The sequence below is a fragment of the Microbacterium murale genome (assembly GCF_014635185.1).
In the GTDB taxonomy this organism is placed as follows: Bacteria; Actinomycetota; Actinomycetes; order Actinomycetales; family Microbacteriaceae; genus Microbacterium; species Microbacterium murale.
The window spans coordinates 130,035-155,058 of record NZ_BMCM01000005.1 but is presented as its reverse complement, the minus strand read 5'-3'; the positions used below and the strand labels follow the sequence as shown (position 1 = coordinate 155,058).

25 protein-coding genes and 2 tRNA genes are annotated in these 25,024 nt (G+C 66.1%); 22 read left to right on the top strand and 5 right to left on the bottom strand.

Annotated features, from left to right (window positions below; genetic code table 11):
- Positions 1-19: 19 nt before the first annotated feature.
- The 8 genes from rapZ to IEV67_RS15060 all read left to right on the top strand — a co-directional run bounded on the left by rapZ (position 20) and on the right by IEV67_RS15060 (position 6,524).
- Complete coding sequence (gene rapZ / locus IEV67_RS15095; protein WP_188437396.1) at positions 20-892, top strand: RNase adapter RapZ; 873 nt, start codon at positions 20-22, stop codon at positions 890-892.
- 70 nt (positions 893-962) lie between these two features.
- Positions 963-1,940 carry a DNA-binding protein WhiA gene (gene whiA, locus IEV67_RS15090; protein ID WP_188437395.1) on the top strand — a complete coding sequence of 326 codons (978 nt, stop codon included), beginning with the start codon at positions 963-965 and terminating at the stop codon, positions 1,938-1,940.
- 149 nt (positions 1,941-2,089) lie between these two features.
- Positions 2,090-2,716, top strand: coding sequence for a superoxide dismutase (locus IEV67_RS15085; RefSeq protein ID WP_188437394.1), 627 nt, complete (start codon positions 2,090-2,092; stop codon positions 2,714-2,716).
- A 103-nt stretch (positions 2,717-2,819) separates the two neighbouring features.
- Entirely contained in the window at positions 2,820-3,830 is a 1,011-nt protein-coding gene (gene gap / locus IEV67_RS15080; protein ID WP_188437393.1) for a type I glyceraldehyde-3-phosphate dehydrogenase, read from the top strand.
- 7 nt (positions 3,831-3,837) lie between these two features.
- Positions 3,838-5,052: a phosphoglycerate kinase gene (locus IEV67_RS15075; protein WP_188437392.1), complete on the top strand. Its 1,215-nt coding sequence runs from the start codon at positions 3,838-3,840 to the stop codon at positions 5,050-5,052.
- Entirely contained in the window at positions 5,043-5,834 is a 792-nt protein-coding gene (gene tpiA, locus IEV67_RS15070; RefSeq protein ID WP_188437391.1) for a triose-phosphate isomerase, read from the top strand. The genes IEV67_RS15075 and tpiA overlap by 10 nt, the downstream gene beginning before the upstream one ends.
- Positions 5,835-5,916: 82 nt before the next feature.
- Positions 5,917-6,165: a preprotein translocase subunit SecG gene (gene secG / locus IEV67_RS15065; RefSeq protein WP_033107536.1), complete on the top strand. Its 249-nt coding sequence runs from the start codon at positions 5,917-5,919 to the stop codon at positions 6,163-6,165.
- A 2-nt stretch (positions 6,166-6,167) separates the two neighbouring features.
- A complete protein-coding gene (locus IEV67_RS15060) occupies positions 6,168-6,524 on the top strand; it encodes an RNA polymerase-binding protein RbpA (RefSeq protein ID WP_188437390.1) in 357 nt (118 codons plus the stop codon).
- Positions 6,525-6,599: 75 nt separating this feature from the next.
- Here the strand turns inward: IEV67_RS15060 and IEV67_RS15055 are convergent, their stop codons facing one another.
- Both IEV67_RS15055 and IEV67_RS15050 read right to left on the bottom strand, forming a co-directional pair.
- Positions 6,600-7,814, bottom strand: a complete 1,215-nt coding sequence (locus IEV67_RS15055; RefSeq protein WP_188437389.1) for a hypothetical protein — start codon at positions 7,812-7,814, stop codon at positions 6,600-6,602.
- An 18-nt stretch (positions 7,815-7,832) separates the two neighbouring features.
- Positions 7,833-7,906, bottom strand: a tRNA-Gly gene (locus tag IEV67_RS15050).
- Between the two features lie 108 nt (positions 7,907-8,014).
- Between IEV67_RS15050 and IEV67_RS15045 the strand changes: the two genes are divergently transcribed.
- The 12 genes from IEV67_RS15045 to IEV67_RS14990 all read left to right on the top strand — a co-directional run bounded on the left by IEV67_RS15045 (position 8,015) and on the right by IEV67_RS14990 (position 19,031).
- Positions 8,015-8,091, top strand: a tRNA-Pro gene (locus tag IEV67_RS15045).
- A 60-nt stretch (positions 8,092-8,151) separates the two neighbouring features.
- Positions 8,152-9,663 carry a trigger factor gene (gene tig, locus IEV67_RS15040; RefSeq protein ID WP_188437388.1) on the top strand — a complete coding sequence of 504 codons (1,512 nt, stop codon included), beginning with the start codon at positions 8,152-8,154 and terminating at the stop codon, positions 9,661-9,663.
- Between the two features lie 67 nt (positions 9,664-9,730).
- Positions 9,731-10,225, top strand: a complete 495-nt coding sequence (locus IEV67_RS15035; protein WP_188437387.1) for a tetratricopeptide repeat protein — start codon at positions 9,731-9,733, stop codon at positions 10,223-10,225.
- Positions 10,226-10,305: 80 nt separating this feature from the next.
- Positions 10,306-10,899, top strand: coding sequence for an ATP-dependent Clp protease proteolytic subunit (locus IEV67_RS15030; RefSeq protein ID WP_188437386.1), 594 nt, complete (start codon positions 10,306-10,308; stop codon positions 10,897-10,899).
- Between the two features lie 20 nt (positions 10,900-10,919).
- The gene (locus IEV67_RS15025) at positions 10,920-11,567 is read left to right on the top strand and encodes an ATP-dependent Clp protease proteolytic subunit (protein WP_188437385.1); all 648 of its coding nucleotides are present in this window, start codon (positions 10,920-10,922) and stop codon (positions 11,565-11,567) included.
- Positions 11,568-11,756: 189 nt separating this feature from the next.
- Positions 11,757-12,692, top strand: a complete 936-nt coding sequence (locus tag IEV67_RS15020; RefSeq protein ID WP_188437535.1) for a sugar-binding transcriptional regulator — start codon at positions 11,757-11,759, stop codon at positions 12,690-12,692.
- Positions 12,689-13,690, top strand: a complete 1,002-nt coding sequence (gene deoC / locus IEV67_RS15015) for a deoxyribose-phosphate aldolase (RefSeq protein ID WP_188437384.1) — start codon at positions 12,689-12,691, stop codon at positions 13,688-13,690. The genes IEV67_RS15020 and deoC overlap by 4 nt, the downstream gene beginning before the upstream one ends.
- A 9-nt stretch (positions 13,691-13,699) precedes the next feature.
- A complete protein-coding gene (locus tag IEV67_RS15010; RefSeq protein ID WP_188437383.1) occupies positions 13,700-15,142 on the top strand; it encodes an aldehyde dehydrogenase family protein in 1,443 nt (480 codons plus the stop codon).
- Positions 15,139-15,990, top strand: coding sequence for an aldehyde dehydrogenase family protein (locus IEV67_RS15005; protein ID WP_188437382.1), 852 nt, complete (start codon positions 15,139-15,141; stop codon positions 15,988-15,990). The genes IEV67_RS15010 and IEV67_RS15005 overlap by 4 nt, the downstream gene beginning before the upstream one ends.
- Before the next feature lie 83 nt (positions 15,991-16,073).
- The gene (gene clpX / locus IEV67_RS15000; RefSeq protein ID WP_188437381.1) at positions 16,074-17,342 is read left to right on the top strand and encodes an ATP-dependent Clp protease ATP-binding subunit ClpX; all 1,269 of its coding nucleotides are present in this window, start codon (positions 16,074-16,076) and stop codon (positions 17,340-17,342) included.
- Positions 17,339-17,878, top strand: a complete 540-nt coding sequence (locus IEV67_RS14995) for an NUDIX hydrolase (RefSeq protein WP_188437380.1) — start codon at positions 17,339-17,341, stop codon at positions 17,876-17,878. The genes clpX and IEV67_RS14995 overlap by 4 nt, the downstream gene beginning before the upstream one ends.
- 34 nt (positions 17,879-17,912) lie before the next feature.
- On the top strand, positions 17,913-19,031 hold the full coding sequence (locus IEV67_RS14990; RefSeq protein WP_188437379.1) for an epoxide hydrolase family protein: 1,119 nt from the start codon (positions 17,913-17,915) through the stop codon (positions 19,029-19,031).
- A 111-nt stretch (positions 19,032-19,142) separates the two neighbouring features.
- Here IEV67_RS14990 and IEV67_RS14985 read toward each other — a convergent pair whose 3' ends face one another.
- The gene (locus tag IEV67_RS14985; RefSeq protein ID WP_188437378.1) at positions 19,143-21,191 is read right to left on the bottom strand and encodes a M3 family metallopeptidase; all 2,049 of its coding nucleotides are present in this window, start codon (positions 21,189-21,191) and stop codon (positions 19,143-19,145) included.
- A 79-nt stretch (positions 21,192-21,270) separates the two neighbouring features.
- Between IEV67_RS14985 and IEV67_RS14980 the strand changes: the two genes are divergently transcribed.
- Together IEV67_RS14980 and IEV67_RS14975 are read left to right on the top strand one after the other, a co-directional pair.
- Positions 21,271-21,891 carry an ArsR/SmtB family transcription factor gene (locus tag IEV67_RS14980; RefSeq protein ID WP_188437377.1) on the top strand — a complete coding sequence of 207 codons (621 nt, stop codon included), beginning with the start codon at positions 21,271-21,273 and terminating at the stop codon, positions 21,889-21,891.
- Complete coding sequence (locus tag IEV67_RS14975; RefSeq protein WP_188437376.1) at positions 21,888-22,121, top strand: hypothetical protein; 234 nt, start codon at positions 21,888-21,890, stop codon at positions 22,119-22,121. The genes IEV67_RS14980 and IEV67_RS14975 overlap by 4 nt, the downstream gene beginning before the upstream one ends.
- Before the next feature lie 6 nt (positions 22,122-22,127).
- Here IEV67_RS14975 and IEV67_RS14970 read toward each other — a convergent pair whose 3' ends face one another.
- Both IEV67_RS14970 and valS read right to left on the bottom strand, forming a co-directional pair.
- Entirely contained in the window at positions 22,128-22,343 is a 216-nt protein-coding gene (locus IEV67_RS14970) for a hypothetical protein (protein WP_188437375.1), read from the bottom strand.
- Entirely contained in the window at positions 22,343-24,931 is a 2,589-nt protein-coding gene (gene valS / locus IEV67_RS14965; protein WP_188437374.1) for a valine--tRNA ligase, read from the bottom strand. The genes IEV67_RS14970 and valS overlap by 1 nt, the downstream gene beginning before the upstream one ends.
- Positions 24,932-25,024: the final 93 nt, after the last annotated feature.

Here is a 25,024-nt window from a genome sequence, read left to right as displayed (position 1 = left end):
ACAGCGAGAGGAACCGTCGATGACTGCCGAGGAGAAGAACGAGTTCCTCATCGTCACCGGCATGTCCGGTGCAGGGCGCTCCACCGTGGCGAATGCCCTTGAGGACCTCGGCTGGTATGTCGTCGACAACCTCCCGCCGCAGATGCTGCGCCCGCTGCTCGATCTCACTGATCTCGGCGGGGGAGCCCTGCCCAAGGTCGCGGCGGTCGTCGATGTGCGGGGTCGCAACCTGTTCAATGACTTCCCCGAGGTGGCGCGCGCGCTCCGCTCTCGCGGCAGTGTTCGCGTCGTGTTCCTCGACGCATCAGATGACGTGCTCGTGCGACGGTTCGAGTCGGTGAGGCGACCGCACCCCCTGCAGGAGGACGGCACGCTGCTCGACGGCATCCGGCTGGAGCGATCGCGTCTGACGCTGGTGCGCGAGGCGGCCGACATCGTCATCGACACGTCGGAACTGAACATCCACCAACTGGCGACGCAGGTGTTCGAAGCCTTCTCCGATGAGGGAGCGGCGCGGCACCGCCTGACGATCCTGAGCTTCGGGTTCAAGTACGGTCTGCCGACGGATGTCGACCTCGTCGCCGACATGCGCTTCCTGCCGAACCCGTTCTGGAACGACGACCTGCGTGGTCTCACCGGCCAGGATGCGCCGGTGCGCGACTACGTGCTCTCCCGTGAAGGCGCCACGGAGTTCCTGGATGCATACGCCGCGGCGCTGGTTCCGGTGCTGGAGGGCTATCAGCGCGAGAACAAGGGGCATTCGACCGTCGCGGTCGGCTGCACCGGGGGCAAGCATCGCTCCGTGGCGACGGCGGAGGAACTCGCGAAGCGCCTCGCCTCGATTCCCGGTGTCGCGATCAATGTCCGTCACCGAGACCTCGGCCGCGAATAGAACGGCGCGGCGCCCGGTAAACTGTTCCTTTGCGTCGCGATCCGGCGCATGACGCTTTACAAGGAGTCCCGTGGCACTAACCACCGACGTCAAGGCTGAGCTCGTCAGCATCCGCAACGCACCCCCGACGGTGCGCGTAGCGGAAGTCACCGCAATCCTCCGGTTCGCCGGTGGGCTCCACTCGATCGCCGGTCGTGTCGCTGTCGAGGCTGAGGTCGACGCTGATCTCCTGGCTCGTCGCGTCGCCCGCGATCTCGCCGAGATCTACGGGGTTCGCCCGGAGATCGCCCAGGTGCAGTCCGCGAGCTCGCACGATGGGGCGCGCTACGCCGTGCGCGTGATCGCCGCAGGCGAGACGCTCGCACGCCAGACCGGACTGCTCGATCAGCGCCGTCGACCCGTGCGCGGGCTCCCCAACCGGCTGACGACCGGATCCCGCGAAGAGATCGCCGGCCTCTGGCGCGGTGCGTTCCTCGCCGCCGGTTCGCTCTCGGAGCCTGGCCGCTCGGCGATGCTCGAGGTCTCCTGCCCGACCTCCGAGGCCGCGATGGCCCTGGTCGGCGCAGCGCACCGGCTCGGCGTCGCGGCCAAGGCGCGGGAGGTGCGTGGTCTGCCGCGCGTCGTCGTGCGCGAGGGCGAGGCGATCCGATCGATCCTCAGTCAGATGGGTGCTCAGAAGACCGCAGCCGCCTGGGAGGAGATGCGCCAGCGCCGCGAGGTGCGCGCCGGCGTCAACCGACTCGTGAACTTCGACGACGCGAATCTGCGTCGGTCAGCGCAGGCGGCCGTCGCCGCGTGCGCCAGGGTCGAGCGTGCGCTCGAGATCCTCGCCGAGGATGTGCCCGACCACCTGCGCGTCGCGGGCGAGCTGCGTCTCGCGCACCGCGACGCGAGCCTCGACGAGCTCGGTCACCATGCCGATCCGCCTCTCACGAAGGATGCTGTCGCAGGACGCATCCGTCGTCTTCTGGCGATGGCGGACAAGCGCGCGCAGCAGGACGGCATTCCCAGCACCGAGGATGCCGTGCCCGCAGGCCTCGACGTCTGACGACGGCGTCTTTTCTCGTCATCCGAGGAAGGATCCGCACCGCTGCACCGTTGACGTCAGTAGGATGAAAAAGTCTGCTCCGCACCGCATACGGGTGGTGCGAGGGACCGACAAGCGCCGCGGCGCGGCGCGGATTGGATGATATCGACATGGCGATCTACACGCTCCCCGACCTTCCCTACGACTTCGCAGCGCTCGAGCCGCACATCAGCGGAAAGATCATGGAACTGCACCATGACAAGCATCACCAGGCATATGTCACCGGCGCGAACGCCGCGCTCGAGGGTCTCGCCGAGGCCCGCGACAGTGGCAACCTCGCGAACGTGAACAAGCTCGAGAAGGACCTCGCGTTCAACCTCGGCGGCCACGTCAACCACTCGATCTTCTGGACCAACCTCTCGCCGAACGGCGGCGGTCAGCCCGAGGGCGAGTTGCAGGCTGCCATCGACGAGTACTTCGGCTCGTTCGAGAAGTTCCAGGCGCACTTCACCGCGGCGGCCACCGGTATCCAGGGATCCGGATGGGCAGTGCTGAGCTGGGACTCGATCGGCCAGCGCCTGATCATCCAGCAGCTGTTCGACCAGCAGTCCAACACCGCACAGGGCACGATCCCGATCTTCCAGCTCGACATGTGGGAGCACGCCTTCTACCTCGACTACCTCAACGTCAAGGCCGACTACGTCAAGGCAGTGTGGAACATCGCCGACTGGCAGAACGTGGCACAGCGTCTCGACGTCGCCCGCAAGCAGACGAACGGCCTGCTGGTACTGTCGTAATCAAGACGGGCGTCCCGACGGACAACAACCCGTCGGGACGCCGTCGTCCACGAATTCTCTATTGATAACGCGCAAGAGCGCACGAGAAACACAGGAGACCTGAGTGTCTGTAAAGATCGGCATCAACGGCTTCGGCCGTATCGGACGCAACTACTTCCGCGCAGCACTCGCGCAGGGAGCAGACCTCGAGATCGTCGCGGTCAACGACCTCACCGACAACAAGTCGCTTGCGCACCTGCTGAAGTACGACTCTGTGGGCGGCGTTCTGGATGCCGACATCAGCTTCGACGACGACAGCATCACGGTCAACGGCAAGCAGATCAAGGCTTTCGCCGAGCGCGACCCCGCCAACCTTCCGTGGGGCGAGTTGGGCGTCGATATCGTCATCGAGTCCACCGGATTCTTCACCAAGGCCGAGCTCGCCAAGAAGCACATCGATGCAGGTGCCAAGAAGGTTCTCATCTCGGCTCCGGCCACCGGTGCTGACGGCACGTTCGTCATGGGCGTGAACGAGGAGACATACGACGCGGCCAACCACCACATCATCTCCAACGCTTCCTGCACGACGAACGCGCTCGCCCCGCTCGCCAAGGTGTTCAATGACGCCTTCGGCATCGAGCGCGGCTTCATGATGACCGCGCATGCGTACACCGCCGACCAGAACCTTCAGGACGGCCCGCACAGCGACCTGCACCGCGCTCGCGCTGCGGCGATCAACATCGTCCCCGCGTCCACCGGTGCGGCGAAGGCCATCGGCCTGGTCCTCCCGGAGCTGGAAGGCAAGCTGAGCGGCTCCTCCTACCGCGTTCCGGTTCCGACCGGCTCCATCGTCGACCTGACGCTCGTCACCGAGCGCACCGACATCACTGTCGATGAGATCAACGAGGCCTACCGCAAGGCGGCAGCCGAGGGAAGCCTCGTCGGCTATCTGCAGTTCAACGCGGATCCGATCGTCTCCAGCGACATCCAGCACAACGCGCACTCATCGGTCTTCGACTCCACTCTGACCAACGTCAGCGGCAACCTGGTGAAGGTCTCCAGCTGGTACGACAACGAGTGGGGCTACTCGAACCGTCTCGTCGACCTCACCGAGTACGTCGCAGAACGCATCTGAGCTCGTCATGACTCTGCGCACCCTGGATTCGCTGGGTTCGCTCGAAGGCAAGCGCGTCATCGTCCGTTGTGACCTGAACGTCCCCCTGAAGGACGGCGTCATAACGGACGATGGGCGTGTGCGCGCTTCGCTGCCGACTCTGAACGCCCTCATCAACGCCGGTGCACGCGTGATCGTGTGCTCGCACCTCGGTCGCCCTGACGGGGCGCCAGACCCGCAGTACAGTCTCGGGCCGGTCGCACAGCGACTGTCCGAGCTGCTCGGCAAGCCGGTCGCGTTCGCGCGCGACACCGTCGGCGAGTCGGCGATGGAGGCTGTGGCCTCCCTTGAGGACGGCGGCGTCGTCGTGCTCGAGAACCTGCGTTTCAACGCGGGGGAGACCGCGAAGGATGACGCGGTGCGCAAGTCGTTCGCATCGGAACTCGCGGAACTGGGTGATGCTCTGGTCTCCGACGGCTTCGGTGTCGTGCACCGCAAGCAGGCGAGCGTGTACGAGCTCGCCGAGCTGCTGCCGTCCGCGGCCGGCTTGCTCATCGCGACCGAGTTGGATGTGCTCGACCGTCTCACCGAGAACCCCGAGCGTCCGTACACGGTCGTCCTCGGTGGTTCGAAGGTGAGTGACAAGCTCGGTGTGATCTCGCACCTGCTGCCGCGCGTGGATCGTATCCTCGTCGGCGGAGGGATGCTGTTCACATTCCTGAAGGCGCAGGGGCATGCTGTGGGCGCTAGCCTCCTCGAAGAGGACCAGCTCGACACAGTGCGCGGCTACATCGCCGAGGCCGCCGAGCGCGGCGTCGAGATCGTGCTGCCCGCCGACGTCGTCGTGGCTGAGTCCTTCTCGGCGGATGCTGCGCAGGAGGTGACGGCGGCGGATGCCATCGAGCAGACCGCGTTCGGAGCATCCGGCATCGGACTCGACATCGGGCCGGAGACCGCCAAGGCGTTCGCCGACGCGATCCGCGACTCGAAGACCGTGTTCTGGAACGGCCCGATGGGTGTGTTCGAGTTCCCGGCGTTCGCCGCAGGAACCAAGGCCGTCGCACAGGCGCTCACCGAGGTCGACGGCCTCGGAGTCGTCGGCGGCGGTGACTCAGCGGCCGCCGTGCGCCAGCTCGGCTTCGCTGACGACCAGTTCGGTCACATCTCGACGGGCGGAGGCGCAAGCCTCGAGTTCCTCGAGGGCAAGAAGCTACCAGGCCTGGAGGTGCTCGGATGGGCATAGCGACCCGTACCCCGCTGATCGCGGGCAACTGGAAGATGAATCTCGACCACCTGCAGGCGGTCGCGTTCGTGCAGAAGCTGCACTGGGCGCTCAAGGACGCCAAGCACGAGGACGGCTCTGTCGAGGTGGCGGTCTTCCCGCCGTTCACCGACATCCGCAGCGTGCAGACGCTGATCGACGCGGACAAGATCCCGTTCGCGCTCGGTGCGCAGGATGTCTCGGCGCACGATTCCGGTGCATACACCGGTGAGGTCTCGGGCGCATTCCTCGCGAAGCTCGACGCCAAATACGTCATCATCGGCCACTCCGAGCGTCGCGAGTACCACGCCGAGTCGGACGACGTCGTGGCAGGCAAGGTGCAGGCGGCGCTCAAGCACGGCCTCGTGCCGGTGATCTGCGTGGGCGAGACTGCGGAGGATCTGGAGAAGTTCGGCGCGAGCGCTGTGCCCGCGGGCCAGCTGGAGGCGGCGTTGAAGGGTGTTCCGGCTTCCGCTGACATCGTCGTCGCCTATGAGCCCGTGTGGGCGATCGGATCAGGCCAGGCCGCGACTCCGCAGCAGGCGCAGGATGTCTGTGCTGCCCTCCGCGCAGTTCTCGCGAAGTCGCTCGATGAGGATGCCGCTGCGCGCACCCGCATCCTCTACGGCGGATCGGTGAAGGCGGCGAACATCGCCAGCTTCATGCGTGAGCCCGACGTGGACGGCGCGCTGGTCGGCGGCGCGAGCCTCGTCGTCGACGACTTCGCCGCGATCATCCGGTTCGAAAAGCACGTCGGAGTGTAAACGGTGACGGGGCTGCGGCCCCGTCACTGCGTATACTTGACCCTTACGGGCACACAACAGCCCCTTCGAAAGGCTCTTCTTCGTGGCAATTCTTGAGTTCGTCCTTCAGGTCCTGCTGGGCATCACCAGCGTCCTGCTGACACTCCTCATCCTTCTCCACAAGGGCCGCGGTGGCGGTCTGTCCGACATGTTCGGCGGTGGGATGACCTCTGCGGTCGGCTCGTCCGGTCTCGCGGAGCGAAACCTCAACCGTTTCACCATCGTCCTTGCGCTCGTGTGGTTCATCTCCATCGTCGCGCTCGGACTCATCACGAAGCTCGAGGTGATCTGACCATGGCCAGTGGAGGAAACGCGATCCGCGGAACCCGTGTGGGCTCCGGCCCGATGGGGGAGCAGGACCACGGCTACCACGCCGACCGTACCGCCGTGTCGTACTGGGATGCGCTCGGCAACGAGACTGTCCGCTACTTCGCCGCAGGGCTCCCCGAAGAGGAGATCCCGGAGACGATCGATCACCCGCAGTCCGGGCTTCCTGCCGGTCGCGACAAGGCGAACCCGCCGTCGCTGGCGAAGAACGAGCCGTACAAGACGCACCTCGCCTACGTGAAGGAACGTCGCACGGATGACGAGGCGTCGCAGCTTCTCGATGACGCCCTCACGCAGCTGCGCGAGCGTCGCGGGCAGGCGTGATCCGCTCCATCTGAATTCTGCCGAAACCGCTGCGACTCATCAGTCGCGGCGGTTTCGTCGTTGGGGCTGATCCGTTCAGCGGCACCCGGCCGCGGCGTCGATCAGCGACTGCGGCGGAGGGCCGTAGGCCGAGGTGCCGTTGGCGGCGTCGGTGAAGCCCATGCTGATGGCCCAGGCCGTCGCCCACGCCTCGATGTTGCTCTGATCGGAGTCGTCGTACATGCCGTCGCACTTGACGCTGATGGCGTGGCCGACCTCGTGAGCGACGAGCGCTTCGCTGCGCGCACCAGGCCAGTACGCGGCGACCGAGTTCGACAGTTCGATCGTCGCGTAGCCCGGGTCGGCATACCACCAGGTGGCGTAGCCGCCCATGCTGTCGGCGTAGCCGTAACCGTTCACGAACTCGGACCAGTCGAAGTCGAGCAGCACGCCGGGGGCGAGGGAACGTGCGAAGGCCTCGATCTCCAGGCGTGCGTCGTAGAGCGGTCCGCTCTTCTCTGCGAGCTCTGCCTGCTCAGACACCAGCATCTGCGATGCCGCCGCCTCGAGATCGGTGTACGCCGCCGCGGCGGTCTCATCGAGGGATCCCTCTGTCTGCTGCAGCCGCTCCGCCGCCGACCGCAGCGCGATGACATCGAGGTTTCGCGCCGACACGTGTGCGGCCTCGAATCCCGCGGCAGCATCCGCGGCCGACGTGATCGCGGTGACCCCTGCCTCTTCGAGGGTGCGTGCCGCATCTTCAGCCGACCGGCCGGCGGTGTCGAATTCATCGAAGAGGTCGTCGGCCGCATCGCGGTCGGCGTTCAACTGCGTCGTCTCGCCGAACAGTTCCCACGCCCAGGTCGGTTTCTCGTCCGCCGCCGGGAACTGCTGCTCACGGACCGCCGTGCCGTCCGAGACGACCGTCTCCGCTTCGCCGACTGTTGCGATCAACGCCTCCTTCGAGGCGGCATCCATGAGAACTCCGGCGTCATGGTCCGCGATGCCGGATGCCACGGCGAGAGTGCCTCCGAGCGCAGCCAGTTCATCGTCAAGAAGCAGGGCGCTGTCCTCAGCGTCATCGATCGCGTCTTCGAAGCCGATGAGGGCGTCGTCGTAGCCGAGGTTCGCACCGATCTGCACAGCAGTGCACGCGCCCGCGATCGCCACGATGCCGATAGCGACCCAGATCAGAGAGTTGCGCCGTCTGTGCGATCTCGGTGCGGATGGCTGCACCGCGGCGACCGGTGCGCCGAAGCTCGCACCGAGGTCGTGACCGCCTGACGGAGGAGGAACAGTCGGTCCGGTCACGAATCCTCCTGAGGAAAGTGGAGGGGCTGACGAGAATCGAACTCGCATCATCTGTTTGGAAGACAGAGGCTTTACCACTAAGCTACAGCCCCGGAATCCGGCCCTTTGAGGGGCGTGGATGCCGACCTGACAATCATAGCGGACGATGAGAGAGCTCCTGTCCGTTAGACTCGACAAGGCCGTTCCCGCGCGCGGGGTCACGGGGCGTAGCTCAGCTTGGTAGAGCGCCCGCTTTGGGAGCGGGAAGTCGCAGGTTCAAATCCTGTCGCCCCGACCACGGCCCTCCATACCTCACGACCGCATCATCACGCGGAAATCACAAGGAGAACACACAAGCATGGCGAACAGCACCGTTGAGAAGCTGACCCCGACCCGGGCCAAGCTCACCATCACGGTCACCCCGGACGACCTCAAGCCGAGCGTTGCACACGCGTACGAGCACATCGCTCAGGACGTCCAGATCCCCGGCTTCCGCAAGGGCAAGGTCCCGGCTCCGATCATCGATCAGCGCATCGGTCGCGGCGCTGTCATCGAGCACGCCGTCAACGAGGGCCTCGACAAGTTCTTCCGCGAAGCTGCCAACGAGCAGAACCTGCGCGTCGTGGGCAAGCCCTCGGCCGACATCACCCAGTGGCCGAACGAGAAGGACTTCTCCGGCGATCTGATCGTCGAGGTCGAGGTCGACGTCCGTCCCGAGATCGAGGTTCCCTCGTTCGACGACATCACGTTGACGGTCGACGCCGTCGAGGCCGACGAGGCAGCACTCGACGCCGAGCTCGACACCCTGCGCGCACGCTTCGGCACCCTCATCCCGGTCGACCGCCCGGCCGCGAAGGGCGACTTCGTCGAGCTCGATCTGGTCGCCACGATCGACGGCGCCGAGATCGACCGCGCCGAGGGCGTCTCGTACGAGGTCGGCTCCGGCGAGCTGCTCGAGGGCATCGACGACGCGATCGAGTCCCTCACCGCCGGCGAGGACACCACTTTCAACTCCAAGCTCGTGGGCGGCGACCACGCCGGCTCCGAGGCCGAGGTCTCCGTCTCCGTCAAGGCCGTCAAGGAGCGCGAGCTCCCAGAGGCCGACGACGACTTCGCTCAGATCGCGAGCGAGTTCGACACGATCGCAGAGCTGCGTGCGAGCCTCGCTGAGCGCGTGAGCGAGCAGGCTGTCTTCGGTCAGGGCTCGGCTGCTCGCGACCAGCTCATCGAGACGCTGCTCGAGAAGATCGACATCCCGGTTCCGCCGAAGCTCATCGAGGACGAGGTGCACAACCACCTCGAGTCCGAGAACCGTCTCGAGGACGACGAGCACCGCGCCGAGGTCACCGAGGCGAGCGAGAAGCAGTTCCGCACGCAGGTTCTCCTCGACACGATCGCCGAGCAGGCCGACGTGCAGGTCTCGCAGGAGGAGCTCAGCCAGTACATCATCCAGTCCGCGGCCCAGTACGGCATGGCGCCCCAGGAGTTCGTCGAGGCGCTGCAGTCCTCGAACCAGCTCCCGGCGCTCGCCGGCGAGGTCGCCCGCAACAAGGCTCTCGCGGTCGCGCTCGGCAAGGTGAAGGTCGTCGACTCCAACGGCAAGACCGTTGACCTGTCGGGCTTCGTCGCCGTTGATGACGAGGATGAGACCGAAGCTGTCGCCGACGAGAAGCCGGCGAAGAAGGCCCCGGCGAAGAAGGCTGCCGCGAAGAAGGCCGACGACGCCGAGGGTGCTGAGAAGCCCGCTGCGAAGAAGGCGCCTGCGAAGAAGGCCCCGGCCAAGAAGGACGACGACGCTGAGAAGCCCGCCGCCAAGAAGCCGGCCGCCAAGAAGGCTCCGGCCAAGAAGGCTGCCGACAAGGCCGAGTGATCGCACCCCGATCGTGACGAAAGGACGGATGCTGCGGCATCCGTCCTTTCGCGTATGAGGAGCAGGTATGAAGACATGGGAAGACCGCATCGCCGAGGTCTGGGAGGACGCGGCGAACGAGCTCGTCGATGACGAGGTGATCTCGCGCATCGATGCGATCGCGGCCGAGCGCGGTGCTGACGACGCGAGAGCGGAGTTCGAGCGCGCCGGTGCAAGAGACTCGGCAGGCCGTCCACTCGAGGCGATCGCGCTCTACCGCAGAGCGCTGGATCTCGGCCTCGATGCTGAGCACGAGCCGCAGGCGATCATCCAACTCGCGAGTTCGCTGCGGAACGTGGGCGAGACCGCCCAGGCGCTTGCGCTGCTCGAGAAGGCAAAGCAGGATGCCGCGGGCTCGCCGCACGGCGATGCCATCGCCGCGTTCCATGCCCTGACTCTCGCGAGCTCGGGTGCACCGTACAGAGCCCTTTCTGTGGCGCTGCTCGCGCTCGTGCCGCACCTGCCGCGCTATCACCGCTCGATGACCGCCTACGCGCGGGAGATCGGTGAGCACGACGCCTGATATGCCGACGGCGAACAGGGCCTTCGTGCCGTGTGGTCGCCGGTAGATTCGAAGAACCGAACACGGAAACTGGAGCTGAAATGGCTGAACCCCTAGTCGCGACGAGCGTCTTCGACAGACTGCTGAAGGATCGCATCATCTGGCTTGGATCCGAGGTGCGTGACGAGAACGCCAACGAGATCTGCGCGAAGATCCTTCTTCTCGCAGCAGAAGACTCGGACAAGGACATCTTCCTCTACATCAACTCACCCGGTGGCTCGATCACCGCGGGCATGGCGATCTACGACACGATGCAGTTCGTGCCGAACGACATCGTGACCGTCGGTATCGGCATGGCGGCATCCATGGGACAGCTGCTGCTGACCGCCGGCACGAAGGGCAAGCGCTACATCACGCCGAACGCGCGCGTGCTGCTGCACCAGCCGCACGGCGGCTTCGGCGGAACGTCCAGTGACATCCAGACGCAGGCGCAGTTGATCCTTTCGATGAAGAAGCGTCTCGCCGAGATCACGGCGGGTCAGACCGGCAAGACGGTCGAGCAGATCAACGCCGACGGTGACCGCGACCGCTGGTTCACCGCAGACGAGGCCCTCGAGTACGGCTTCGTCGACCACATCCGCGAATCGGCCGCCGACGTCATCGGCGGCGGCGGAACCGACCAGGACGCCAACTAAGCGGATTCGAGAGGACTCCTATGTACACCCCTACTTTCCAATCCGCCGGCAACCTGCCCTCCAGCCGTTACGTGCTCCCGCAGTTCGAGGAGCGCACGGCATACGGCTTCAAGCGGCAGGACCCGTACAACAAGCTCTTCGAAGACCGCGTGATCTTCCTGGGCGTGCAGGTCGACGACGCGTCAGCAGATGACGTGATGGCTCAGCTCCTCGTTCTGGAGAGCCAGGACGCCGAGCGCGACATCACGATGTACATCAACTCGCCCGGTGGCTCCTTCACCGCGATGACGGCGATCTACGACACGATGCAGTACGTCGCCCCGCACATCCAGACAGTCGTGCTCGGTCAGGCGGCCTCGGCTGCCTCAGTGCTGTTGGCTGCCGGTGCACCAGGCAAGCGCCTTGCGCTGCCCAACGCGCGCATTCTGATCCACCAGCCCGCCATGGGCGAAGCTGGGCAGGGGCAGGCATCCGACATCGAGATCCAGGCCGCGGAGATCCTCCGCATGCGCACCTGGCTCGAGGAGACCATGGCGAAGCACACGGGCAAGCCGGTCGAGCAGGTCAACCGCGACATCGACCGCGACAACATCCTGTCGGCAGCCGAGGCTCTCGAGTACGGCATCGTCGATCAGGTTCTGACGACGCGCAAGCGCACCTCCTCATAACCCGGTTCTTCAAGGGGCTGCAGTCTTCGGACTGCAGCCCCTTGTCGTGTCCCGAGGGGTGGTCTCTTCGCGTCGAGGATGCGGTGGCGCCAGCGAATGCGCGCCGACAGCCGCCCTCCTGCGCATATGAGCACGCAGATGCGCGCGTGCGTGCTCACGCGTACGCTGGTTCATGGAAGGGAGGATGCCGTGGACGAAGATCTGCTCACCGTACGAGTCGCCGAGCTCTACTACGACGAGGCGAAGACGCAGGACGAGATCGGCGCTCTCCTGAAGATCTCGCGGTGGAAGGTGGGGCGCCTCCTCACGCACGCCAGGGAGAAGGGCATCGTGCGGATCGAGATCGTGCATCCGCGTGCCCGCAAGCTCGCTCTCGAACGTGAGATCGCCGAGCGTTTCGGCCTCGCCGACGCAGTGGTCGTCCCGATGCCGGATGACGAGAGCACAACCCTTGATCGTGTCGCCCAGGCCGTCGCAGATCACCTGACCGCTCTTCGCCCGGTACCGCGCACGCTCGGCGTGAGTTGGGGCCGCACGCTCACGGCCGTCGCAGAAGCATTGCCGGAGGGGTGGGCGAACGGCGTGACCGTCGTCCAGCTCAACGGTGGCGTGAGTCTCAATCGGCGTTCGGGTGGAGCGGCGAACCTCGCCATGACCATCGCTCAGCGCGCCGGAGGACAGACGACTCTGCTGCCCAGCCCCGCGATTCTGGAACGCGTCGAGACGAAGCAGGCGATCGAAGCGGATCGGACAGTCTCCGCCATCTTGGAGCAGGCCGCCGAAGCGCAGACCTATCTGTACTCTGCCGGCCCCGCCGACGCATCCTCGGCGCACGTCGAGAACGGCTATCTGACACCGGCAGATGTCGAAGAACTCGCTCGTCGCGGAGCCGTCGGCGACGTGCTGGGGCGCTACATCGACGCGGACGGCAACATCGTCGACTCGCAGCTCGACGCACGCACGGTCGGCGTCAGCCTTGATCGCCTGCGAGCGGCGAAGCAGGCGATCTTCGTCACCGCCGGCGCCCCGAAACATGACATCGCGCGTACAGTCGTGACCAGCGGACTGTGCAGCGTTCTGGTGACCGATGAGAACACAGCCCGAGCATTGTTGGAGGAACGATGACGACCAAAGACCTCACCCGCCGCTCTGCGGTGGATGTGCTGGGCGGAGAGCCCGACGATGCCACGCTGCGTCGCTTCCTGCACGGACTCCCCGGTGTGGACGCGACCGGCCTCGAGCAGCGCGCTGCCGGCCTGGGCACCCGCTCGATCAAGACGACGTCGAAGGCATGGGCGATCGACAAGATCATCTCGCTGATCGACCTCACCACCCTCGAGGGCGCCGATACCCCCGGCAAGGTGCGCTCGCTCGTCGCGAAGGCGAAGACACCGGATGCCGGTGACCCGACGACGCCGCTCGTCGCAGCCGTCTGCGTCTATGGCGACATGGTCGGCCACGCCGTCGAGGCGCTCGGCGCACGTCACGGCGACCCAGACGACGGCAAGATCTCTGTCGCTGCGGTCGCCACCGCGTTCCCGAGTGGCCGCTCCTCGCTCGCCATCAAGCTCGCCGACACCGCTGAGGCGGTCGCGGCCGGCGCCGATGAGATCGACATGGTGATCGATCGTGGGGCGTTCCTCTCCGGTCGCTACGGTCTCGTGTTCGACCAGATCGCGGCGGTGAAGGAAGCGTGCCGCCGCGAAGACGGCAGCTATGCATCGATGAAGGTGATCCTCGAGACCGGGGAACTCAACACGTACGACAACATCAAGCGGGCGTCGTGGCTCGGCATCCTCGCGGGCGGCGACTTCATCAAGACGTCCACCGGCAAGGTGCAGCCCGCAGCGACCCTGCCCACCACGTTGCTCATGCTCGAGACCGTGCGCGACTGGTACCGCGGCACCGGCGAGAAGATCGGCGTGAAACCCGCAGGTGGCATCCGCACGTCCAAGGACGCCATCAAGTACATCGTCACGGTCGCCGAGACGGCAGGCGAGGAATGGCTGCAGCCGCACCTGTTCCGCTTCGGCGCCTCCAGCCTGCTCAACGACGTGCTACTCCAGCGTCAGAAGATGACCACCGGCCACTACTCCGGCCCCGACTACGTCACGATCGACTGAGGACCAGATATGTCATTCCTGGAATATGCTCCGGCGCCCGAATCGAAGGCGATCCTGAACCTGCGTGACAGCTACGGCCTGTTCATCGACGGCGAGTTCGTCGACGGCTCGGGCAAGAGCTTCACGACCATCTCACCGGCCGATGAGTCGCACATCGCCGAGATCGCCGGCGCTTCCGACGAGGACATCGATCGTGCGGTCACCGCGGCACGCCGCGCCTACGACAAGGTGTGGTCGAAGATGAGCGGCCGCGACCGCGGCAAGTACCTCTTCCGAATCGCGCGCCTCGTGCAGGAGCGTGCTCGGGAACTCGCGGTCGCCGAGAGCCTCGACAACGGCAAGCCCATCAAGGAGAGCCGCGACGTCGACGTACCGCTCGTCGCATCCTGGTTCTTCTACTACGCCGGCTGGGCCGACAAACTCGATCATGCCGGCCTCGGTGCGAACCCGCGCGCGCTCGGTGTGGCGGGTCAGATCATCCCGTGGAACTTCCCGCTGCTGATGCTGGCGTGGAAGATCGCGCCGGCGCTTGCGGCCGGAAACACCGTGGTGCTCAAGCCCGCAGAGACGACACCGCTGACGGCGCTCATCTTCGCGGAGATCCTGCAGCAGGCCGATCTCCCGGCCGGTGTCGTCAACATCGTCACCGGCGCCGGATCTGCCGGTGCGACCCTCGTGCGTCACCCCGACGTCGACAAGGTCGCGTTCACCGGCTCGACCGGCGTCGGACGCGACATCGCCCGTGCTGTCGCCGGCACCGGTAAGAAGGTCACGCTCGAACTCGGTGGAAAGGCCGCGAACATCGTGTTCGACGACGCACCGATCGATCAGGCCGTCGAGGGCATCGTCAACGGCATCTTCTTCAACCAGGGTCACGTCTGCTGCGCGGGCAGCCGCCTGCTCGTGCAGGAGTCGATCCACGACGAGGTCATCGACCGGCTGAAGACGCGCCTGTCGACTCTGCGCCTCGGTGACCCGCTCGACAAGAACACCGACATCGGAGCCATCAACTCCTCCGCCCAGCTCTCGCGCATCCGCGAGCTCAGCGACATCGGCGAGGCCGAGGGCGCAGAGCGCTGGACCGCCGACTGCGCCATCCCCGACAAGGGCTTCTGGTTCGCCCCGACGATCTTCACGGGTGTCGAGGCCTCTCACCGCATCGCGCGTGACGAGGTCTTCGGACCCGTGCTCTCGGTGCTCACGTTCCGCACACCTGCCGAAGCGATCGCCAAGGCGAACAACACCCCTTACGGGCTGTCGGCAGGCATCTGGACGGACAAGGGCTCGCGCATCCTCGCCGTCGCCGACCAGCTGCGCGCGGGAGTCGTCTGGGCGAACACCTTCAATCGGTTCGACCCCGCCAGTCCGTTCGGCGGGTACAAGGAATCCGGATACGGCCGCGAAGGCGGCCGGCACGGTCTCACCGCATACCTGAAGGGAGCTTCGGCATGAGCAAGCGACTGACTGTTCCGAAGACGTACAAGCTCGCGATCGGTGGAAAGTTCCCGCGCAGCGAGTCCGGCCGCACCTACGAGGTGCTCTCGGCGAAGGGTGCGTTCCTCGCGAACGCGTCCAAGGGCTCTCGCAAGGATGCTCGGGATGCCGTGGTCGCCGCTCGTGCGGCGGTCAAGGGATGGTCCGGGGCGACGGCGTACAACCGGGGCCAGGTGCTCTACCGGGTCGCCGAGGTGCTCGAGGGGCGTCGTGCGCAGTTCGTCGACGAGATCGTCGCGCAGGAAGGCGTATCGGCGGCAGCCGCTGGTGCACAGGTCGACGAGGCCGTGGATCTGTGGGTCTGGTACGCGGGCTGGTGTGACAAGTACGCCCAGGTCGCCGGCAACGCGAACCCGGTCTCCGGTCCCTATTTCAACATCTCGGTGCCGGAGCCGACCGGCATCGTGGCGATCGTCGCGCCCCAGGACTCCGCACTGCTCGGACTCGTCTCGGTGGTCGCCCCCGCGTTGGTCGCCGGCAACTCGGTCGTCGTGGTCGCGAGCGAGCGGCATCCGCTCTCGGCCATCAGCTTCGCCGAGGTGCTCGCGACGAGCGACGTGCCTGGGGGAGTCGTGAACGTGCTCACCGGATCGCCCGCCGAGATCGCCCCGTGGCTCGCGTCGCACGCCGACGTCAACGCACTCGACCTCGCCGGTGCAGACGCGCTCGACTGGGTCGACCTGCAGATCGCTGCGGCTGACACGCTCAAGCGCGTGCTGACGCCCGGCGAGGTGACGGCGTCGCCGGAGAGGATCGCGGCGTTCACCGAGACGAAGACCGTGTGGCACCCGAAGAGCATGATCTGAGTCAGACCGCGCCAATGCGGCCCAGTGTCCGAGGGAGAGGTTAGGCTCGAAGATGTCTCTCAGGCTCTCCAAGGAGGATGCGCATGGCCCGAATCGGTGAAAGCGCTGACCTGTTCAAGTGCTCGTTCTGCGGAAAGAGCCAGAAGCAGGTCCAGCAGCTGATCGCTGGCCCCGGTGTGTACATCTGCGACGAATGCGTCGAGCTGTGCAACGAGATCATCGAAGAGCGCATGGCGGAATCCTCCGCCGACGGCGTCGCCGATTTCGAGCTGCCCAAGCCACGTGAGATCTTCTCGTTCCTCGAGGAGTACGTCGTCGGTCAGGAGGCCGCGAAGCGGTCGTTGTCCGTCGCCGTCTACAACCACTACAAGCGCGTTCGCGCCCACGGCACGCTTCAGCTCGCCGAGCAGAAGGCCGACGAGGTCGAGATCGCCAAGAGCAACATCCTGATGATCGGACCGACCGGTTGCGGCAAGACGTATCTCGCACAGACGCTCGCGAAGCGCCTCAACGTGCCGTTCGCCGTCGCGGATGCCACGGCGCTCACCGAGGCCGGCTACGTCGGTGAAGATGTCGAGAACATCCTCCTCAAGCTGATCCAGGCCGCTGATTACGACGTGAAGCGCGCCGAGCAGGGGATCATCTACATCGACGAGATCGACAAGATCGCCCGAAAGTCGGAGAATCCGTCGATCACGCGTGATGTCTCCGGCGAGGGTGTGCAGCAGGCGCTGCTGAAGATCATCGAGGGCACGGTCGCGTCCGTGCCGCCCCAGGGCGGTCGCAAGCACCCGCACCAGGAGTTCCTGCAGATCGACACGTCGAACGTGCTGTTCATCGTCGCCGGTGCATTCGCCGGGCTGGAAGACATCGTCTCCTCGCGCATCGGCAAGCACGGTGTCGGTTTCGGCGCTCCGCTGCACGACAAGAGCAAGGACCTCGATCTCTACAGCGAGGTGCTTCCGGAAGACCTGCACAAGTTCGGTCTCATTCCTGAGTTCATCGGGCGTCTGCCCATCATCGCCTCGGTGTCGCCGCTCGATCAGGACGCCTTGATCGACATCCTCACCGGACCGCGCAACGCACTCGTCAAGCAGTATCAGCGCATGTTCGAGATCGACGGCGTCGAGCTCGAGTTCGACGACGACGCTCTGCGGTCGATCGCCAACCTGGCGGTCGAGCGCAAGACCGGCGCGCGCGGTCTCCGTGCGATCCTCGAAGACGTGCTCGGACCGATCATGTTCGAGATCCCGTCGGCCGAAGACGTGAAGAAGGTCGTCGTCACGCGTGCCGCTGTCGATGACGGCGCGCCGCCGACCATCGTGATGGAACGCAAGCGCAAGAGCGCGTGAGTGAGGCGGGGCGCAGCCCCGAACCGTGGCAGACGACATCCAGCAGGATGATCGTCGCGGATCGCTGGATCAGGTTGCGCGCCGACGAATGCGTGGATGCTGCGGGGCGCACGATCTCGCCCTACTACGTGTTGGAGCCGAGTGAGTGGATCTCACTGCTCGCTGTCGACGTCGATGGCAACGCGATCCTCGTGGAGGAATACCGCCACGGCGCGGGGGTCATCGCGCTGGGCACGATCGGCGGTGCCGTCGACACCGGCGAGGAGCCGCGTGATGCGGCGACGAGGGAACTCCTCGAGGAGACCGGGTACGTCGCTGCGGAGGTCATCGATCTCGGCGCGACCTGGGCGAACTTCGGCAATCAGACGAACCGCGTCCACCACTTCCTCGCCGTCGGCTGCACGCGCGTCGCGGATCAGACGTTGGACGACGGTGAGCTGATCACCGTTCGCGTTCTGCCGGTCGCCGGACTGGGGGAGCGCCTGCAGCAGAGCTATCATCAGCTGACCTGGTACAAGGCGCTGCCGCACCTCTGACGCCGATGTCCGATGTGCGTTCTAGGGTGAGCGCATGCGAAGCTTTCGAGTCTCCGTTCCCGATGACGTGGTCGTCGATCTGCGAGAGCGACTGTCACGCTCACGGCTGCTGCCCGATTCACCCCGACGCCCCGAGACGGGGATGAATGCGGCATACCTTCACGACCTGGTCGATTCGTGGAGCGCGTTCGACTGGCGTGCCCGCGAGGAGTGGCTCAACCGGCACCCGCAGTTCATCGTGGACATCGAGGGCACCGACGTGCATTTCGCACATCTGCGATCAGAACGGCCGGACGCTCCGGCGCTCCTGGTGATGCACGGATGGCCGCACACGTTCGCGCTGCAGCTCGATTTCGCCCGGTTGCTGCCGGACTTCCACGTCGTCGTTCCGAGCATGCCCGGGTTCGCGTTCTCGGCCCCATACGACGGCACCATGACCGAGAACGTGATGGCCCGATTGATGCACACGCTGATGACCGATGCGCTCGGCTACGAGCGCTACTTCACCTACGGGGAGGACATCTCCGCGAACGTGAGCGATCTGATCGCGGCGACGTACCCCGGTCACGTGCACGGCATCCTCGCTACACACGCCCACTTCGGCACCGACGAGGAGCGTGCCGGCGTGGAAGACCCGGCGGCTCGCGCGTTCTTCGATCGGCTCTCGGCGAGTGGCGGGCCGGACGGTGCCTACGGTCACGTGCAAGGGACGCGTCCCGATACGCTCGCTGCGGCGCTGAATGATTCTCCGGCCGGGTTGCTTGCGTGGCTCGTGGAGAAGCTCGTGGAGTGGAGCGATACACCGACGGGACGGCCCGAGATGCTTGAGCGAAAGATCTCTCGTGACCGCATCCTCACCGAGGCGATGATCTATTGGTCGACACAGAGCATCGCCACGTCATTCAGGCGATACTTCGACTCCGAAGACGATGAGCGCATACCGCCGGTCGAGGTGCCGGCAGCGGTGGCGATACAGCGACACGAACACGATTACCCGGAGAGCGTGGCCCGGAGCTTCTACCGTGACCTGCGGTCGTTCGATCGGATGCCGGAGGGCGGACATTTCGCCGTTGCAGAGGTGCCGCAGGCGATGGCCACGCGCATGCGCGAATTCGCCTTCGGGCTCGGTCTGGTCTCCGACTTGAACGCATAGTGTGCCCGTTCCACTGGCACACGGTCCAGAGGCAGAGGCGCCGCGATGATGATCGAGTAGTCTCGCCGCGCGTCCGTCTAAGGCCCGCCGGACCCGAGCCAGGCGTTCTTGTCACCCGTCCAGCCCGCGGCGCTTGAGCAGCGGGGCGATCTCGGCGTCGCGGCCGCGGAAGTCGCGATAGGCCTCCAGCGGATCCTTCGATCCGCCGACGCCCAGAAGCCGTGCCCGGAAGCGGTCGCCGTTCTCGCGGGTCAGGCCGCCGTTGTCGCGGAACCACTCCACGGTGTCGGCGTCGAGCACCTCGCTCCAGATGTACGAGTAGTACCCGGCGCTGTAGCCGCCCGAGAACACATGCGCGAAGTACGTGGAGGAGTAGCGCGTCGGCACCGAAGGGTTGTCCAGACCGATCTCCGCGAGTGCCGCTGTCTCGAACGCGGCGACGTCGTCGATCTGCGCGTCAGTGCCCACCCGATGCCAGGCCTGATCGAGCCACGCGGCGGCCAAGTACTCGCTCGTGTCGTGCCCCTGGTTGAAGGTCTCGGTCGCGCGCAGACGCTCGACGATCGCAGCATCCAGCGCCTCGCCCGTCTCGTGATGACGGGCATAGTTGTCGAGCACCTCCGGCCAGAGGATCCACATCTCGTTCACCTGGCTGGGGAACTCCACGAAGTCGCGAAAGACGTTGGTCCCGGCGAAGTGGGGATAGTTGACCGTCGCGAACAGCCCGTGCAGCGCGTGTCCGAACTCGTGGAAAAGCGTCGTGACCTCATCCAGCGTCAACAGCGTCGGCTGCCCGTCGCCCGGCCGTGACACGTTCAGATTGTTCACGACGACCGGGGCGGTGCCGCGCAGCGCGGACTGGCTGACGATCGGGTTCATCCACGCCCCACCGCGCTTGGAGTCGCGCGTGTAGAGGTCGAGCACGTACAGGCCGAGCGCGCTGCCACCGGCGTTGTGCACCTCGAACACCCGTGCACCGGGGTGATACGCGACCAGATCCGCGCGCTCGGTGAACGTCACACCGTACAACTGCGTCGCCGCGTGGAAGACGCCGTCCTGCAGCACGCGCTCTGCTTCGAACCATGGCCGCAGCGCTGCCGTGTCGATGTCGTACGTCGCCGTGCGCACCTTCTCGGTGTAGTACGCCCAGTCGTGCGCCTCCAGCGCGAAGGGCACGTTCTCGGTCTCATCGATGATCGCCTGAAGCGCCTCCTGCTCCGCACGGGCGTTGGATGCGACGGCGGGGGCCAGCCGGTGCAACAGATCGGACACGGCCTCCGGCGTGCCGGCGGTCTCGTCGGCCGTCACGTAGGCGGCGTGCGACGGGTAGCCGAGCAGCGCGGCGCGCTCGGCGCGGAGAGCGGCGATCTCAGTCAGTACAGCGCGGTTGTCGTGCGCATTGCCGCGTGCCCCTCGGGAGCGGGATGCTTCCATGATCCGGCGACGGCTCTCGCGGTTGGACAGCGATGCGAGGTACGGATGCCCCGTGAAGAGGGGGAGCGAGATGAGGAAGCCGTCGTGACCGCGCTCGCTCGCCGCGCGTGCAGCTGCCGAGAGCTCGCCTTCGGCGAGCCCATCGAGCTCTTCGGCGCTGTCGAACAGCACGGCGAGGTCGTTGGTGTCGGCGAGCAGGTTCTTCTCGAATGTCGTGGTGAGGGTGGACAGCTGCTGGTTGAGGGCGGTGAGCTGCGACTTCGCATCGTCGTCGAGCGCGGCTCCTGCGTGCGTCATCTCGCGGAAGTGCCGCTGAACCAGGTAGCGGCTCTCGCCGTCGAGCTCCAGTTCGCCGAGCTGCTCGTGCAGCGTCTTCACCCGCCAGTACAGCTGCGCGTCCAGGCGGATGGCGTCCTCATGTGCAGCCATCAGGGGAGCGAGCTCCTCATCGATCGCCTGGATGTCGTCGGTGGCATCTGCCGAGCTCACCGTGTAGAAGGCATGCGCGACGCGGTCGAGCGCGGCTCCGGCGTGCTCGAGCGGCACCATCGTGTTCTCGAACGTCGGCATCGATCGCACCATCGTGATGCGCCTGATCTCGGCGAGATGCTGGTCGAATGCCGCGTGGAACGCCGGCAGGTAGTGCTCGGGCCGGATCGCGGCGTAGTCGGGGAGCGCGTAGGGGAGAGCGGATGGCGTCAGGAGCGGGTTCGCGGCATCGGTCATCCCACGAGCCTATGGCCAACGCCGAACGCCACGCAAAGAAATGCTTGCAAAGAATACGTTGCAAAGGTATCTTTGCATTATGGCCGAGAACGAGAAGAACCCCGCCGCACCAGCCCGCCGAGTGCTGGATGCCGGTGCACTGCGTGCCCTGTCGCACCCGCTGCGCGTGCGGATCTTCGACATCCTCGCCCAGGAGGGCCCCCAGACGGCGAGCACTGTGGCCGAGATCCTGGGAGAGTCGTCCGGCGCGACCAGCTACCACCTGCGGGCACTCGCGCGACACGATCTCATCCGCGAAGTCGTCGGAGAGCACGGCGGACGCGAGCGCTGGTGGGAGCGCCCGGCCGGCGGCATCGTGTACGACTCGCGAGCAGTGCAGGGATCACCGGCGGGTGAAGCCGCGCTCCAGGTCGCCGTCGCCGAAGTGCATCGCCGTCGACACGAAGAGCTCATGGAGTTCTTCAGCGGCCGCATCGACAAGGAGCCGGCCGAGTGGGTCGACGCGAGCTCGTCGATGACCAGCGGCATCAGCATGACCGCAGAACAGACGATCGACCTCATCAAGAAGCTCGAAGCCATCATCGACGAGGCGGCAGACACCTATCGCGGACAGAAGGGGGAGGGGGTTCGCAGAGTCAGCGTTCGCGCCGACGTCTTCCCGCTGAAGAACCTCACGACCAAGAAGGAGACCGCATCATGAGCGCAGTGGCCATAACCCGTACGCACGCCGTACCGCGCGGTGCGACAGCACTCGAGCGTGCGTCGATCCGGCTCGCGGATGCCGTCACCCGGTGGGCGATGCGGCGTGCAGAGCTGCGGCAGGAGCGCCGCGATGCGATGCTCGCGGCGGTGCAAGCCGAGCAGACGCGGAAGGCGGATCCGCGGGCCGCAGACCACATGCTCGCGCAGGTCGGAGTGATCAGGCGCTAGAAGCGCTCAGTCCTGGAAGGGGCGGGCGATGACCTCGCCGGATGCCGTGACCAGCACTTCCCATCCGGCATCCAGCTCGGCGATCGGACGACCTTCCAGCCATGTGAGCGTCCACATGCCGGTGACGCCTCGTGCCTCGACCTCGGCGATGGCGGGCCGCAGAGCGGCGGGAACGGATGCCGGAGCAGCCGAGCCCGTCGCCCACCGCGTGCCGAGCTGCATCAGCTCGCCTCCACGGGAGCCAGCTCGATCTCGGTCACGGCGAGCTCGTCGCCCACCGCGAACTCGAGCACCGCGATCCGGCCGACGGCTCGCAGATCGTCCGCAGCGGCACGCACGGACTCAAGCGTCTCAGCGGGAGCGACGATCACGGCACGGGACACTGGCGTCTTCTGCGAGGCCTTCGCCTCGGTCTTGGCACGGCGGATGCCGATCAACGCGGCACTCGCCGCGGCCAGCACGGCAGGATCGCCTTCGGCGCCGAGAGGCTCCGGCCAGGCGGCGGTGTGGATCGAACCCTCTTCGAACCAGCTCCACGACTCCTCAGTGGCGAACGACACGACCGGTGCAAGAAGACGCAGCAGCGTCGACAGCGCGATCCGCAGTGCGAGCGCGGCAGACGGCTGGCCGACATCGGTCTGGTCGTACGCGCGCTCCTTGACGAGCTCGAGGTAGTCGTCGCAGAACGCCCAGAAGAACGATTCGGTGATCTCGAGCGCGCGAGCGTGATCGAACGCGTCGAACGCCTTGGTGGTCTCCTGGACGACCTCGTCGAGCGCCTTGAGCATGGATGCGTCCAGCGCGTGCGTCACCTGCGCGCCCTCTGGCACCGGGAATGAGAGCACGAACTTCGCGGCGTTGAGCACCTTGATCGCCAGGCGGCGGCCGATCTTCATCTGCGTCGGATTCTGCGGGTCGAACGCGGCATCCACTCCGAGGCGGCTGGAAGCCGCCCAGTAGCGCACAGCATCCGAACCATGCTTCTCGAGGATGTCGGCGGGCGTCACGACGTTGCCCTTGGACTTCGACATCTTCTTGCGGTCTGGATCGACGATGAAGCCCGAGATCGAGGCGTGCTTCCACGGTGAACGGCCGTCTTCGAGCGTCGAGCGGAGCATGGTCGAGAACAGCCAGGTGCGGATGATGTCCTGTGCCTGGGGACGCACGTCGAACGGGGCGACGAGGTTCCACAGCTCCTCATCGCGCTGCCAGCCGCCGGCCAGCTGCGGGGTCAGCGACGAGGTGGCCCAGGTGTCGAGGATGTCGGTCTCGGCCTCGAAGCCACCCGCGACGCCGCGCTGGTCCTCGGTGTAGCCGGTCGGCACATCGCTGGTCGGATCGATCGGCAGCTGCTCTGGTGACGCCATCAGCACGCGGTCGTAGTCGCGATCGCCGTTCTCATCCAGGCCGTACCAGACCGGCAGCGGCACGCCGAAGAAGCGCTGACGCGAGACGAGCCAATCGCCGGTCAGACCGCCGACCCAGTTCTCGTAGCGCACGCGCATGAAGTCGGGGTGCCACTGCAGCTGCTTGCCGTGCGCGATGAGCTGATCGCGCAGCGCCTCGTCGCGGGCGCCGTTGCGGACGTACCACTGGCGCGTCGAGACGATCTCGAGCGGGCGGTCGCCCTTCTCGAAGAACTTCACTGCGTGGTTGAAGGGCTTCGAAACCTCGAGCAGCTCGCCCGACTCCTCCAGCAGCTCGACGACGCGCTTCTTGGCGCTGAAGACGGTCTTGCCTGCGAGCTCCGCATAGGCAGCGGTGCCGGCATCCGAGGCGATCGCCTCAGGGGCGTCCGCGATCACGCGACCGTCCAGACCCAGGATGGTGCGGATCGGCAGGTCGAGCTCACGCCACCAGATCATGTCGGTGACATCGCCGAACGTGCAGACCATCGCGATGCCGGAGCCCTTGTCCTGCTGGGCGAGGTGGTGCGCCAGCACTGGTACCTCGACGTCGAACAGCGGCGTGCGCACTGTCTGGCCGAAGTACGACTGGTAGCGCTCGTCGTCGGGGTGCGCCACGAGAGCCACACAGGCCGCGAGCAGTTCGGGACGCGTCGTCTCGATGTGGATGTCGCCGGAGCCGTCGGTCTTGTGGAACGCGATGCGGTGGTACGAGGCCTGCTGGTCGCGATCCTCGAGCTCGGCCTGCGCGATCGCCGAGCGGAAGTCGACGTCCCACAGCGTCGGCGCGAGAGCCTGGTACGCCTCGCCGCGCTCGTGGTTGCGGATGAACCCGAGCTGGCTCTGCCGGATCGTCTCGTCGGAGATCGTGCGGTAGGTCTGAGTCCAGTCGACGCTGAGACCCATCTGGCGGAAGACGTCTTCGAACTGCTTCTCGTCCTCGACGGTGAGGCGTTCGCACAGCTCGATGAAGTTGCGCCGGCTGATCGGCTGCTGGTCGGCGGCCTTCAGGCTCTTCGCATTGCCCTCGAAGGGAGGAACGAAGTCGGCGTCGTAGGGGAGTGTCGGGTCGACGCGCACGCCGTAGAAGTTCTGCACGCGGCGCTCAGTCGGCAGGCCGTTGTCGTCCCAGCCGATCGGGTAGAAGACGTTCTTGCCACGCATGCGCTCGTAGCGCGCCTTGACATCGGTGTGCGTGTACGAGAACACGTGACCGATGTGCAGAGAACCGGATGCCGTCGGCGGGGGTGTGTCGATCGAGTAGACGCCCTCACGGCCGAGCTCGGCGGCACGCACGCGGTCGAACAGATAGGTGCCCTGCTCGGACCAGACACCATCCCACTTCGCTTCGAGACCTTCGAGGACGGGCTTGTCGGGGATCTGGTTCTGGGCGGGTGCCGACATGGAGGTCTCCTTGCGCGATGTATGCGGCACTGTGTGAGCGTGCCTGAGTGTGGGTGTGCCTCCCATCCTACCGAAGCGATCGGATGACGGTGA